12 protein-coding genes are annotated in these 13,992 nt (G+C 60.5%); 3 read left to right on the top strand and 9 right to left on the bottom strand.

The features are described 5' to 3' along the window. Positions 1 to 39: 39 nt before the first annotated feature. From SJY08_RS03465 to SJY08_RS03455, 3 genes are read left to right on the top strand one after another with little or no spacing between them, the layout of a single operon-like run. Positions 40 to 3,423: an ATP-binding protein gene (locus SJY08_RS03465; RefSeq protein ID WP_377274710.1), complete on the top strand. Its 3,384-nt coding sequence runs from the start codon at positions 40 to 42 to the stop codon at positions 3,421 to 3,423. Then, positions 3,416 to 4,339, top strand: coding sequence for a response regulator transcription factor (locus SJY08_RS03460; protein WP_054148358.1), 924 nt, complete (start codon positions 3,416 to 3,418; stop codon positions 4,337 to 4,339). Before SJY08_RS03465 ends, SJY08_RS03460 begins: the two co-directional genes overlap by 8 nt. A 44-nt stretch (positions 4,340 to 4,383) precedes the next feature. Beyond that, positions 4,384 to 4,830 carry an AAA family ATPase gene (locus tag SJY08_RS03455; RefSeq protein ID WP_377274709.1) on the top strand — a complete coding sequence of 149 codons (447 nt, stop codon included), beginning with the start codon at positions 4,384 to 4,386 and terminating at the stop codon, positions 4,828 to 4,830. Positions 4,831 to 4,899: 69 nt separating this feature from the next. Here SJY08_RS03455 and SJY08_RS03450 read toward each other — a convergent pair whose 3' ends face one another. The 9 genes from SJY08_RS03450 to SJY08_RS03410 all read right to left on the bottom strand — a co-directional run bounded on the left by SJY08_RS03450 (position 4,900) and on the right by SJY08_RS03410 (position 13,867). Then, the gene (locus SJY08_RS03450; protein ID WP_054148356.1) at positions 4,900 to 6,015 is read right to left on the bottom strand and encodes a branched-chain amino acid ABC transporter substrate-binding protein; all 1,116 of its coding nucleotides are present in this window, start codon (positions 6,013 to 6,015) and stop codon (positions 4,900 to 4,902) included. Positions 6,016 to 6,181: 166 nt separating this feature from the next. Continuing rightward, on the bottom strand, positions 6,182 to 6,535 hold the full coding sequence (locus tag SJY08_RS03445) for a DUF6867 family protein (RefSeq protein ID WP_153762654.1): 354 nt from the start codon (positions 6,533 to 6,535) through the stop codon (positions 6,182 to 6,184). Between the two features lie 18 nt (positions 6,536 to 6,553). After that, on the bottom strand, positions 6,554 to 7,282 hold the full coding sequence (locus tag SJY08_RS03440) for an ABC transporter ATP-binding protein (protein WP_054148354.1): 729 nt from the start codon (positions 7,280 to 7,282) through the stop codon (positions 6,554 to 6,556). Then, positions 7,282 to 8,154, bottom strand: a complete 873-nt coding sequence (locus tag SJY08_RS03435; protein ID WP_377274708.1) for an ABC transporter ATP-binding protein — start codon at positions 8,152 to 8,154, stop codon at positions 7,282 to 7,284. Before SJY08_RS03435 ends, SJY08_RS03440 begins: the two co-directional genes overlap by 1 nt. Then, the gene (livM, locus tag SJY08_RS03430) at positions 8,154 to 9,548 is read right to left on the bottom strand and encodes a high-affinity branched-chain amino acid ABC transporter permease LivM (RefSeq protein WP_054148352.1); all 1,395 of its coding nucleotides are present in this window, start codon (positions 9,546 to 9,548) and stop codon (positions 8,154 to 8,156) included. The genes SJY08_RS03435 and livM overlap by 1 nt, the downstream gene beginning before the upstream one ends. Before the next feature lie 4 nt (positions 9,549 to 9,552). Next, complete coding sequence (locus SJY08_RS03425) at positions 9,553 to 10,455, bottom strand: branched-chain amino acid ABC transporter permease (RefSeq protein WP_054148351.1); 903 nt, start codon at positions 10,453 to 10,455, stop codon at positions 9,553 to 9,555. 273 nt (positions 10,456 to 10,728) lie between these two features. Next, positions 10,729 to 13,155, bottom strand: coding sequence for an FAD-dependent oxidoreductase (locus tag SJY08_RS03420; RefSeq protein WP_377274707.1), 2,427 nt, complete (start codon positions 13,153 to 13,155; stop codon positions 10,729 to 10,731). 137 nt (positions 13,156 to 13,292) lie between these two features. After that, a complete protein-coding gene (locus SJY08_RS03415) occupies positions 13,293 to 13,589 on the bottom strand; it encodes a type II toxin-antitoxin system RelE/ParE family toxin (protein WP_377274706.1) in 297 nt (98 codons plus the stop codon). Continuing rightward, a complete protein-coding gene (locus SJY08_RS03410) occupies positions 13,586 to 13,867 on the bottom strand; it encodes a type II toxin-antitoxin system ParD family antitoxin (protein ID WP_377274705.1) in 282 nt (93 codons plus the stop codon). The genes SJY08_RS03415 and SJY08_RS03410 overlap by 4 nt, the downstream gene beginning before the upstream one ends. Positions 13,868 to 13,992 lie beyond the last annotated feature (125 nt).

The following is a 13,992-nucleotide window of genomic DNA, read 5'->3' as shown; positions in this document are numbered from 1 at the left end:
AAAGGAAAGCCACTCAGAACAAGGCGCTAGAATTTAGGCATGGCCGCACGCCAACGCATCATCCCCGTTCGCCGCGAATACAATCGCTGGGTTGCGAACCAGACGCTCGAGGACTATGCGCTGCGCTTTACGGCAAAGAGCGCCCGCAAATTCTCCTCCAGCCGTATTTCACAAACGGCAATCGGCGCGATCAGTTTTCTCGCACTGGAGGCGATCGGCGGCACGATCACGATCGCCTATGGAACCACCAACGCCTTCTTCGCCATCATCGTCGCCGCGATCCTGATGCTGCTCGTCGGCATACCGATCAGTCGCTACGCAATCCGCCACGGGGTCGACATCGATCTTCTGACCCGCGGTGCCGGCTTCGGCTATATCGGATCGACCATCACCTCGCTGATCTATGCAGCCTTCACCTTCATGCTCTTTGCCATTGAGGCTTCGATCATGACCAAGGCGCTAGAACTCGCCTTCGGCATTCCGCTCTGGCTCGGCTACATCATCTCCGCTGTCGCAGTGCTACCGCTGGTGACCTACGGCATCCGGATGATCTCGAAGTTCCAGCTGATCACCCAGCCCTTCTGGATCGTGCTCAACATCCTGCCCTTCGTCTTCATCGCCTTTCTCGACTGGGAAAAGATCGACCTCTGGCTGGCCTTCGCCGGTGTCGGCCACTCCAATGCCCATCTGGGCGACACGGCCCCCTTCAATCTCCTGGAGTTCGGCGCCGCCTCCGCCGTCATTCTGGCACTAATGCCGCAGATCGGCGAACAGGTGGACTTCCTCCGCTTCCTGCCGCCCGAGGGCGCCCGCAAGCTGCACCATCGCATCGGCATCTTTCTCGCCGGCTCCGGCTGGGTCGTGCTCGGTGTGCCCAAGCTGCTGGCAGGCTCCTTCCTCGCCGTCCTGACCCTCTCGACCGGCGTGCCGATCAGCGAGGCCGCCGATCCCGCCCATATGTATGTCGCGGCCTTCGGCTACATGATCCCGAACGAGACGGCAGCCATGCTGCTGATGGCGGGTTTCGTCGTCATCTCTCAGCTCAAGATAAACGTGATGAACGCCTATGCAGGCTCGCTCGCCTGGTCGAACTTCTTCTCGCGCCTGACCCACAGCCATCCGGGGCGCGTCGTCTGGCTGGTCTTCAACGTCGCGATCGCGCTTCTGTTGATGGAGCTCGGCATCTACGGCCTGCTCGAAGAAACGCTCGGCATCTTCTCGATCATCGCCATGAGCTGGCTCTGCGCCATTTCAGCCGATCTCTTCGTCAACAAGAAGCTCGGCTTGTCCCCGCCCGGCATCGAGTTCAAGCGCGCCCACCTCTACGACATCAATCCCGTCGGCTGCGGCACCATGGCGCTCTCTGCCGGATTGGCGCTCGCCGCCCATTTCGGCGCCTTCGGCTCGACCATGGCTTCGCTGTCGACCTATGTGACGCTGGTCGCCTTTGTGATCTCCCCGCTGATCGCCTGGGCAACCGACGGCAAGTTCTACCTGGCCCGCAAGCCGCGCTACAGCTGGAAGAACCAGACCGGCATCACCTGTTCGATCTGTGAGCATCCGTTCGAGCCGGAGGACATGGCCTGGTGCCCCGCCTATGCAGCCCCGATCTGCTCGCTCTGCTGCACGCTCGACAGCCGCTGCCACGACATGTGCAAGCCGCATGCAAAGATCAATGCGCAGGCAGCGACAGTTGCCCGCGCCCTTTTGCCAGACGCGGTAATCGAGACCTTCTCGACCCGTCTTGGCCGCTACGCGCTGACCGCCATGATCTCGATTTCCGTCATCGGCATCATCCTTGCGGTCATCGCCCATCAGGTGAATGCCGCGACCCCCGCCATGACCGACGTGGTCAACCGCGCGGTCACCGTCGTCTTCTTCATCTTCGCCATCATCGCCGGTATCGTCTCCTGGTTCTATGTGCTTGCCCATGACAGCCGTGTCGTGGCGGAAGAGGAATCCTCCCGCCAAAACACGCTGCTGCTCAAGGAAATCGCCGCGCATCGGAAGACGGACGCCGCGCTGCAGAATGCCAAAGAGACCGCGGAAGCGGCGAACCGCGCGAAGAGCCGTTATGTCGTCGGCCTTTCCCACGAGCTTCGGACGCCCCTCAATGCGGTGCTCGGCTATGCCCAGATCCTCGAGCGCGACGAGACGATCCCCGTGCCGCGCCAGTCGGCGATCAAGGTCATCCGTCGCTCCGCCGACCATCTGTCCGGCCTGATCGACGGCCTCCTCGATATCTCGAAGATCGAGGCTGGCCGCCTGCAGGTCTTCTCCAACGAGGTCAATATTCAGGATTTCCTCGACCAGCTCATCGACATGTTTGCGCCGCAGGCTGCCGCGAAAGGCATTCTCTTCGAGCATCAGCGCTCGCGCGCCCTGCCGCTCTATGTGCGCACCGACGAGCGGCGCCTGCGCCAGATCCTCGTCAATCTGCTGTCGAACGCCATCAAGTTCACCGAGGAAGGCACGATCCGCTTTAGCGTCGATTATCGCAGCCAGGTGGCGACGTTTACCGTCAGTGACACCGGTCGTGGCATCTCGGAAAAGGACCTCAACCGCATCTACGAACCCTTCCAGCGCGGCGAGGCCGACAACATCCGTCCGCAACCGGGCCTGGGCCTTGGCCTTACCATCACCAAGCTCCTGACCAACACGCTTGGCGGCGAGATCTCGGTCACCAGCGAGCGCGACAAGGGCTCGACCTTCAAGGTGCGCCTGATGCTGTCGGCCATCGACCGTCCGAATACGGCACCTGCGCCGGAGCGCAAGATCGTCTCCTATACCGGCCCGCGCCGCACGATCGTCGTCGTCGACGACAACGAGGACCACCGCGAACTGATGCGTGAGGTGCTCGCCCCGCTCGACTTCGTCGTCCTGACGGCAGGTGGCGGGCCCGAATGCCTGACCCTCATCGAAGGCGTGAAGGCCGACCTTTTCCTTGTCGACATTTCGATGCCGGGCATGAATGGCTGGCAACTCGTTGAAAAGCTGCGTGACGTAGGCCAGAAGGCACCGATCCTGATGCTCTCGGCCAATGTCGGCGATGCGCCGGCCCCCGGCGGTGATGGCCATGACGACGCGATCACGAAGCCCGTCGACATCACCCGTCTGCGTGACAAGCTCGCTCGCTTTCTCGGCCTCGACTGGATCTATGCAGACGACCCGCGTCTGCTTCAGCCGGGAGTGCCGGCGGAGCGCCCGGTCTCGCCGGGTGCGATGCATATCGAGGAGTTGATCAGCCTCTGCGATATCGGCTATGTCCGCGGCATCGAGGCAAAGCTTGCCGAACTCGGCGGGCTGGGGAACACCACGGCCTTCGTCGACGCGGCCCGCGCCTATCTGCAGGCCTTCGACCTCGCCGGCCTGCGCAGTTTCCTGACCTCATTCGAAACCGGCAGGGAGCCGATCCATGGCTGAGGCGAACCGCCGCGATATCGTGCTTCTGGTGGACGACAGTCCCGATGCGCTCGGCTTCCTCACCGAAGCGCTGGAAGCATCGGGCTATTCCGTCCTGATCGCCACTTCGGGCCATGGCGCGCTCTCGATCGTTGCCCGCATCAGCCCCGACCTCATTTTGCTGGACGCGGTCATGCCCGGAATGGACGGCTTCGAGACCTGCCGCACCTTGAAGGCCGATCCGGTGGTCGCCCAGGTCCCGGTCATCTTCATGACCGGGCTCACAGAGACCGAACATGTGGTGAAAGCACTCGAATCGGGTGGCGTGGACTACCTCACCAAGCCGATCAACATCGACGAGCTGCGAGCCCGCATCCGGGTACACCTCTCGAACGCCCGCTCGGCCCAGAGCGCCCGCGTCGCGCTCGACGCTGCCGGGCGCCATCTGCTCGCCATCAGGGGTGACGGTCAGGTCCACTGGACCACGCCGCAGGCCAACCGTCTGATCGAGACGGCGATCGGTCATGCCGAGGGCATCGGCGATGTGGCGAAGGCCGCTGCCGAATGGCTGAGCCATCGGCGCACCGGAACGCCACAGAGGGCCGAAACGAGTTTTGCCTTTCCCGGCGCGACCGGCCTGCCGCTGACGCTGTCATTGCTCGGCACGATCGGCGCCGACGAATATCTCTTCCGCCTGACCTCGGCGAACCGCCAGAGCGAAGACGAAATGCTGCGCGAAAGCTTCGGCCTGACCCACCGCGAAAGCGAGGTTCTGCTCTGGATCGCCAAGGGCAAGGCCAACCGCGACATCGGCGAAATCCTCGGCCTGTCCTCGCGCACGGTGAACAAGCACCTTGAGCAGATCTATTCGAAGCTCGGGGTGGAGAACCGTGCATCTGCCGCCGTGAAGGCGGCCAACGTTTTACGCGAGGGATGACCAGGCAATCGCGTCCCCCCCTCTTTTCCCTTGAGAGGAACCGGATGGAAAACGCCGTCGTGATCTCAGGCTGTTCGGGTGGCGGCAAGTCGACGCTGATTGCCGAACTCTCCAGGCGTGGCTTTGCAGTCGTGTCCGAACCGGGCCGCCGTGACCGCGAACAGGCCCACACATTGAAATCCCGCTGGATCTTCTTCGACAGAAGCCTGGTAGACGCCTATGCCGCCCTCGCAGATGCGACCAGAGACATCAGCGTAACGGAGAGCCTACTCCGCCGGGACAGATACCATCCCACCGTATTCCTGACACCGCCTTGGCCCGAGATATACCGCGAGGACGCCGAACGACGGCATGATTTCGAAGCGGCTGTCACCGAGTTCGAGCGATTGGCAACGATCTATCCTGCGCTCGGCTATTCATTGGTTCTTCTCCCGAAGGCCCCGGTCGAAGACCGCGCTGACTTCCTTCTGGCCAAACTCTCAGGCAACTAACATCACGAACTGCAAAAGCAGAAAGCCCGGCGCGAGGCCGGGCTTTCCGTCGGTCCGATGAAGGATCGATTAGTTCTGGAAGTACGAGTACTTGCCGTCCTCGCCCTTCTTCCAGGTATACATGACGTAGTCAGGGCGGGTGATGTCACCCTTGGCGTCGAAGCCGAGTTCGCCGATGACGGTCGTGTACGGGCCCTTTTCCTTCAGAGCCGTCGCAACGGTTTCCGGATCGTTGGAAGCGGCAGCCTTGGCAGCTTCTGCGATAACCTGCAGGGCAGCGTAGGAATACAGCGTGTAAGCTTCCGGCTCAAAGCCAGCGTCGCGGAACTTCTTCACGGCGTCAGCTGCATTCGGGTTCATGCGCGGATCCGGCGGGAAGGTCATGAGCGTGCCGTCGACTGCGTCACCGGCGATCGAAGCAAGTTCGTTCGAGGTGATGCCGTCGCCAGACATCAGGGTCGCGTTCAGGCCCTGGCTGTCCATCTGACGCATGATCAGGCCAGCTTCCGTGTGCAGACCGCCGAAGTAGACGACGGTGACGCCGGCTTCCTTCATCTTGGCGATGAGCGCCGAGTAATCCTTTTCGCCGGCAGTGATGCCTTCGTAGATCACTTCGGTAACGCCGAGCTCGTTCATCGCCTTCTTGGTTTCGTCGGCGAGACCCTGGCCGTAAGGCGTCTTGTCGTGAACGACGGCAACCTTGCCGTCCTTGAAGTTGTCGGCGATGTACTTGCCGGCAACAGCGCCCTGCTGGTCGTCACGGCCGCAGGTACGGAAGGTGTTCCACAGGCCGCGCTCGGTGAAGTTCGGGTTGGTGGAAGCCGGCGTGATCTGCAGGATGCCGTTTTCTGCATAGACTTCAGAAGCCGGGATCGAAACGCCCGAGTTGAAGTGACCGACGACGAACTTCACGCCGTCAGCAACGAACTTGTTGGCAACCGAAACGCCCTGCTTGGCGTCCGAGACGTCGTCGCCGAGAACCACCTTGATCATTTCGCCGTTGATGCCACCGGCGGCATTGATGTCGGCAGCAGCCTGCTCGGCACCCTTCTGCAGCTGTGCACCGAATGCAGCGTTCGGGCCGGTCAGCGGGCCGGCAACGCCGACCAGGATTTCGGCATAGGCGTTGCCGCTGAAGGCAACCATGGCCGTCAGCGCAACTGCCGAAAGAAGAGACTTCTTCATATTGTTACTCCCAAGTTTTTTGTGCGGGTTTAGGATAAAAACCCTGCGCAATACCCGCTGTGACTGCGCCGGAAAACTGTTCCACTCTTTTGTATCTGGCCGAGGCCTTGTTATATGCCAGGCCGTAGCCTTCTGTCGCCAATCTGCGACAGAAAACAACGGCTTGTCAATCTTTGTTCTTCCACGAGAAATACGAAGTTCTCTCATAGAGCCAGTAGTAGTTGTCGACCATCTGCGTGGTGCGGCGTGCCTGGAAACCAGCTACCGCAAACGCCATCAGGATTACGACGTCGACGATGTAATAGAAGGGGCTGAGGAACGGTCCGGCAAACAGCGAGTAGTGCAGGAAACGCATGGCAAAACCCAGCCCGAGCACATAGACGAGAACCGTGCCGTAGCCGTCCCAGCCTTCCGCTGCGGCCTTGCCCGTGCGCCAGGCGGTCCAGAAGCCGAGGAGCAGAACGAGGAAACGCAGCACGAGACGGACCGTCGTGTCGCTTTCGAAAAACAAACCTTGCATGTCAAATACTCCCCGCGCTCAGTGATGGCCGCCTTCGAGATAGGCCGCGCGAACCGACGGATCGGCCAGCAGTTCCTTACCCGTACCACTCATCGTCACCTTGCCATTGACCATGACATAGGCACGGTCGGAAAGCTTCAGTGCGGCGAAAGCGTTCTGCTCAACGAGGAAGACGGTCAGGCCTTCTTCCTTGTTGAGCCGCTTGATCTGCTCGAAGATGCCCTTGACGATCAGCGGTGCGAGACCGAGCGACGGCTCGTCGAGGAGAAGCAGCTTCGGACGCGACATCAGCGCGCGACCGATCGACAGCATCTGCTGCTCGCCACCCGAGAGCGTGCCGCCGCGCTGGCTCTGACGTTCCTTCAGACGAGGGAACATGGTGAACACCTTCTCCACGTCCTCCTTGAAGTATTTCAGGTTGTCGAGGCCTGCGCCCATCTGCAGGTTCTCGAGCACGGTCATGCGCGGAAAGATACGACGGCCTTCCGGCGACTGGGCAATGCGACGACGGGCAATCAGGTGCGTCGGCATTTCGGTGATGTCTTCGCCATCGAAGACCACCCGACCGGTACGTGCCTGGGGGCTGCCGCAGATGGTCATCATCAGCGTCGACTTGCCGGCACCATTGGCACCGATCAGCGACACGATCTCACCCTTGTGCACTTCGACATCGACGCCCGCGAGCGCGCGGATGTTGCCGTAATAGGTTTCGACGCCGGAAACTTTGAGTAGCGGTTCAGAGGACATCAGTGCTCTCCTCCCGCCACGGCTTCGACTTCGTGGATCGCTTCTTCCAATTCTTCATCCTCGACACCCAGGTAGGCCGCGATGACCTTCGGGTCGTTCTTGACGTGATCAGGTGTGCCGTCGGAGATCTTCTGGCCGTATTCCAGGACGACGACGTGATCGGAAATCTCCATGACGACTGACATGTCGTGCTCGATCAGGAGCAGCGAGGTGCCTTCATCGCGGATAGCGCGCAACAGCGTGTTAAGCGCCAGAGATTCCTTCGGGTTGAGACCGGCAGCCGGCTCGTCCAGGCACAGAAGCTCCGGACCCGTGCACATGGCACGGCAGATCTCCAGACGACGCTGGGCGCCGTAGGGAAGATCTCCGGCCGGATCATCGGCACGCGCGATAAGGTCCGCTTTCTCGAGCCAGTAGCGAGCCTTTTCGATCAATTCGGACTCGGCCTTCTTGTAGGCCGGCAGGCCGAGCAGGCCGAGCACGGTGTAACCGGATGCCTTCATCAGCGCATTGTGCTGCGCCACCAGAAGGTTTTCGAGAACCGTCAGACCGGAGAACAAACGGATGTTCTGGAACGTCCGCGCCACCTTTGCCTTCTTGGGGATTTCGAAGTCTGGCAGCCGCTCGAGGAGATGGCGGTCTCCGGATTTCTGGATCAGGGTGATCATGCCCATGGTCGGCCGATAGAAGCCGGTGATGCAGTTGAAGACCGTGGTCTTGCCGGCACCGTTTGGCCCGATCAGCGCGGTGATTTCGCCGCGCTTGGCTTCGAAGGACAGGTCGTTGATGGCCATGAGGCCACCAAAGCGCATCGACAGATGCTCGACTTTCAGGATCGTATCATTGCTCATTGTCGTGTTCCCGGAGGCCATCAGCCGTGACCCTCCTTGGTAAAGCTGCCCGAGACGGCCTTGCGTTCCTTGAGGAAGGCCGTCGGCTCTCTGCTGCCGACGAAACCGCGCGGCTTGAACAGCATGACGATGACCATGGCGAGGCCAAAGAGGATCATGCGGTACAGTTCCGGAGTGAATTCGGGGCCGAAGATGACCTTGAGAAACTCCATCTCACGCAGAGCTTCGGTGCCGCCGATCATGACGATCGCCGCAACCGCGATCCCCGTCAGCGACCCCATGCCGCCGAGCACGACGATGGCAAGGATGACGGCGGATTCGAGGAAGACGAAGCTTTCCGGCGAAACGAAGCCCTGACGTGCAGCGAAGAAGGAGCCAGCAAAGCCGCCGAACATCGCACCGATCGCGAAAGCCGTAAGCTTGGTCGTGACGGTGTTGATGCCGAGCGAGCGGCAGGCGATCTCGTCTTCACGCAGCGCTTCCCACGCACGGCCGATCGGCATGCGGCGAAGCTTGATCGTGACGTAAGCCGTCAGGCAGCAGAGCGCCAGGATCACGTAAAACAAGTAGATCTTGTAATAGGCTGATGACATCGGCAGGTCGAAAGTCTTGGCGAAACCGCCGGCCGAGGCATCGAAAGGCATGCCGAACAGCGTCGCCTTCGGAATGCTGGAGATACCGAATGTACCCTTGGTAACGTCCTGCCAGTTGATCAGCACCAGTCGGATGATTTCCCCGAAGGCGAGCGTCACGATGGCTAGATAGTCGCCTCGGAGACGCAGCACCGGGAAGCCCAGGATGATACCCCAGAAGGCGGCCAGGATACCGGCGAGCGGCAGAAGCAGCCAGAAGGACAAGCCGAAATTCTGGGCAAGCAGTGCGTAGGAATAGGCACCGACTGCATAGAAGGCGACGTAACCCAGGTCGAGCAGGCCGGCGAGACCGACGACGATGTTGAGCCCCCAGGCGAGCATGACGTAGATCAGGATCTGGATGCCGAAGTTATCGACATACTTAAGAGAACCCTGAACCCCGGTCAGCGCAACGATGACCGGCGGGTAGAGGATCAGCGCAAGCAGCGCTATCTTCAGGAAATGCGTCTTGAAGAATGACGGCTGGGCGTCGATCTCATGCACGGGAACGGAAGCGGACTTCTTTTCCCGGCGGGCCGCGAACCATGGCGCGATGAACGCCACCATGGCGAAGCGGCCGACTGCGGCGATCAGCACGAACACTGCGAGAAGGCCGGGACGCGTGTACCAGATCAGCTCGTTCGCCATATTCTGATCGGTCTTGATGCCGATATAGAGGCTGAACAGACCAAGTGCGATGATACCGGCGAACAGGCCTTCCTTGATGGCGCGCGCCAGTGTGCCGGACGACGCGGCACCATTTACGTTTTCAGAAGTAGTCATGGGATCAAACCTTCTCGACTTCCGGACGTCCGAGGATGCCGGTGGGCTTGAAGATCAGCACGAATGCCAGGATGCCGAAAGTTGCGACATCCTTGTACGCGATGCTGAAATAGGCGGACCAGAGCGACTCGATCAGACCGATGAGCAGACCACCAAGCACGGCGCCCGGCAGGGAGCCGATGCCGCCAAGAACGGCCGCGGTGAAGGCCTTGACCCCCGGAATGAAGCCGTCGTGGAACGATGCGACACCGTAATACATAAGGTACATCGTACCAGCGACAGCGGCGAGTGCCGCACCCATCACGAAGGTGATGGAGATCGTCTTGTCGACGTCGACGCCGAGCAGCGCCGCCATCTTGCGGTCCTGCTCCGTGGCGCGCTGAGCGCGGCCGAGCGGTGTCTTGTTGACGATGTACCAGAATGCGGCGAGCAGGACGACAGTCACCACGACGATGATCACCTGCTTAAGCGCGATGGTGATATTGCCGAAATGCAGAACATCGCTGACCAGCGGCGGGATCGGCTTGTTGCGCGGACCCTGCGAGATCTGGATGAAATTCGACAGAACGATCGACATGCCGATCGCCGTGATCAACGGCGCGAGGCGAAATGAACCGCGCAGCGGCCGATAGGCGACCCGCTCGATGACCCAGTTCCACAGGCTGGTCATCAGCATCGCAACAACCAACATCACAAACAGGGCGACCGCCACGGGAACGCCAGCAAAGAAGGATGTCAGGACCAAGAATGCGATGAGAGCGGCAAAGCCGCCAAGCATGAAGATATCACCATGGGCAAAGTTGATCATGCCGATGATGCCGTAGACCATCGTATAGCCGATAGCGATAAGGCCATAGATGGAACCAAGAGTCAGCCCGTTGATGAGCTGCTGGGCAAAGTACTCCATATATTATCCCCCGGACGCGCCTTGCTGTTGCGTCTCATTTTGTTATCCCTTGCGGGCATAGGCGTCGGGGGATTCCATATCGCTTTGTCCGAAAATGTGAAGCCAAAAAGGCAGGCATCAGGCAAAATGTTACTGTTAACAGGTGCTTTGACACGGGAAATGACAGGTCACACAAAAAAGCAGCAGAAAAAGCTTACGAAATCAGCAGGTCACGAGAGCGACCTGCCGTCTATCGGATGGAACTAAAGCAAGCCCATTTATGTCGAAAACGGTTCAGTTTCTCATTCGCGACCCGTTGGCGTCAAAAAGCGACTGAGGCTGAAGTCTGGCCGGCAAGATTTCCCCAAGAATCTCCACTTCCCAGCCGTCGATTTCGTCTGCGATCTCCTTCGGAACGTACCCGATTGCCACCGATACCCCGCTCGGATGGGCAAAGCCGCCCGACGTCACCCAGCCGCGCACCTCCCCCTTGTAGGAGATCGGCTCGTCACCGATGACGTCGGCATCCTTCGCATCGATGATGAAGGTCCGCAGCCGAAGCGTACCGCCGGACAGTTTCTCCTCCATCGCCGCCTGCTTACCGATGAAGCTCGCCTCTTTCTTGAGCGCGACGAAGCGCGACAGCCCGGCCTCGAGCGGCCCGTAGAGCGGGCGATACTCGCGCGACCAGCTGCCGAAGCTCTTCTCGAGACGAAGAGCATTGAGGGCACGAAGGCCGAAGAGCGTGATGCCGAACTCCGCCCCCGCCTCCATCAGCGTATCGAAGACGTAGCGCTGGTATTCCGGCCGCATCCAGATCTCGTAGCCGAGATCGCCGGTATAGCTGACGCGGCCGAGCATGACCGGCGCCATGCCGAGATCCATTTCGCGGATCGCCATGAAGGGCAGCGCTGCATCGGACACATCGAGATGGGTCAGCTTGGCGAGCACGTCGCGCGACTTCGGTCCTGCGATCGACAAGCCCACGAGGCTGAGGTTGAGGGCCTCGATATCGACGGAACCATCCTCCGGCAGATGGCTCTCGAACCAGCGCATATGATAATCCTCGGCAATGCCGGAGCCGATGATCAGGAAATCCTCGTCGTCGAGATTGGCAACCGTGAAGTCGCCGATCAGCTTGCCGGCCTCATTCAGCATCGGCGCGAGCGCCATGCGACCGACTTCCGGCAGCTTGCAGGCGAGCATGTGATCGAGCCAGGCGCGTGAGCCCTCCCCGCTCACCATATACTTGGCAAAGCCCGAGGTTTCCATCAGGCCGACGCTTTCGCGCACGGCTTTGGCCTCGCGGCCGACCGCCTCGAAGTCTGTTGAACGGCGCCATGAGAAGGCATCCTCGACACCTTCAGGCGCAAACCAGAGCGGCGTTTCCAGACCATAGGAGGCACCGAAGACAGCACCGGCCGCCTTCAGCTTGTCGTAAACAGGCGTCGTCAGCAGCGGGCGTGCCCCCGGCAGTTCTTCGTTCGGATAGCGGATCGAGAATCGGCGCGAGTAGTTTTCGCGCACCTTGGCATTGGTATAGGCAAGTGTCGCATAGTCGCCGTAGCGGCAGACATCCATGGCAAAGACGTCGAAGCCGGGATCGCCCTCGATGATCCAGTTAGCAAGCGCCAAGCCCACGCCGCCACCCTGGCTGAAGCCGGCCATAACCGCGCAGGCCGACCAGTAATTCGTCATGCCGCGCACCGGACCGACAAGCGGATTGCCATCCGGCGAGAAGGTGAAGGGGCCGTTGATGATCTTTTTGATACCGGCATTGTTGAAGGCCGGGAAATGCCGGAAACCGATTTCGAGTTCGTTGGTGATGCGCTCCAGATCTTCCGCCAGAAGTTCATGGCCGAAGGTCCAGGGCGTCTCGATCGGCGACCACGGCCGGCAGTCCTTTTCATAGGTGCCCATGAGCATGCCGTTGCGCTCCTGGCGGATATAGATCTCGCCGTCGAAATCGACGCAGTGCATCAGCTCCTTGCCGGTCGTCTTGTTGAATTCGATGACCTCGGGCATGTCCTCGGTGATCAGATACATGTGCTCCATCGCGAGCACGGGCAGCTCCAGCCCGACCATGCGGCCGACTTCACGTGCCCAGAGACCTGCGGCATTGACGACGTGCTCGGCCCGGATTTCACCCTTGTCGGTGATCACCCGCCAGGTACCGTCTTCCAGCTGCACCAGATCCTCGACCTTGGTGTGCAGATAGATCTCGGCACCGTTCTTCTTGGCCGACTTGGCATAGGCATGGGTGGTGCCGTAAGGGTCGAGATGGCCTTCATGCGGATCAAAGACCGCGCCAACGAACTGCTTGGGATCAAGCAGCGGCATCATCTCATAGGCTTCCTGTGCCGAAATCAGCGTCGCCTCACCGCCGGCATATTTGCCCTTGGCCAGCAGCGACTTCATCCAGTCGAAGCGCTCCTTGGTGGCTGCCAGCATCAGGCCCGAGGTCATGTGCAAGCCGATGTCCTGACCGGAATATTCCTCGATCTCCTTGTAGAGCTCGACCGTGTATTTCTGCAGCTTGGCAACGTTCGGATCGCCATTGATCGTGTGCATGCCGCCCGCCGCATGCCAGGTGGAGCCGGAGGTCAGCTCGGAGCGCTCGAGCAGGACGACATCGGTCCAGCCGAACTTGGTCAGGTGATAAAGCACCGAACACCCGACGACACCCCCGCCGATGACGACGACACGCGCATGGCTCTTCATGGAAAAACGCTCCCCTTGGCGGCAATGATTGATGCGACAAAGCTAGTTTGCGCGCGTGAAAGCCAGAAGACCATGCTGCGACGAAAGATGTCGCATGGGTGATAGCGGGTGTTCTGTGGGCGGCGCGGGGAAGCGCCTCAGAGTTCAAGCTGCTGGCCGTGCAAGGCAATCCGCAAGATGACCACTTCGTCCGTTTCGACGAGAAAGGCGATACTGACGCTGCGCTCGAAACCAACGATACGCAGGCCATCGCGGACTTCGTTTCGCAAGCTACCACGCATGGGAAAGGACTGAAAACCTTCCAGGAACCGACGGATACGGGCCACATATGCGCGAGCGACAGGCGGGGAACTGCTTGCTATCAGGACATATCGATAGATGGCGCGAAGATCGTTTTCAGCCGCAGGCATCAGCCGAACGGCATAGCGTTTCACCGAGCCAGACCTTCGGTCTTAGCCATGAACGCGTCGAGGTCATCGAAAGCATGGTCGAGCGAACGGGCGACGGCTGGATCTGCCTTGTAGGCATCATAGACTGGCGCAACATCGTCTCGAAGCCAGCGTTCGGTTTCCAAATCCCTCTCGGCAAGCGTCCGCAAGCCCTCCTCCACGACGTCGACCTCACTTGCGAATGCACCCGACGCGACCTTGGCACGAACGAGGTCGGCCATGTCGCTGGGCAAGGTGATGGTCAGAGAGGCGGATTTCGACATGGAGCTTACCCTTTCGCGAGCAGCCTACCACAGCTCAGGACGACAACCAACTTGGGGTGCGGCACTAGCCCCGACCTTGCAAGCAACACCGCGCGTAGCTACATTGTAGCCCACAAGGAGAATGA

Origin of the sequence: Rhizobium sp. R86522, assembly GCF_042466255.1 — a bacterium.
Taxonomy (GTDB): Bacteria; Pseudomonadota; Alphaproteobacteria; order Rhizobiales; family Rhizobiaceae; genus Allorhizobium.
This window is presented reverse-complemented; position numbering and strand designations above follow the sequence as displayed.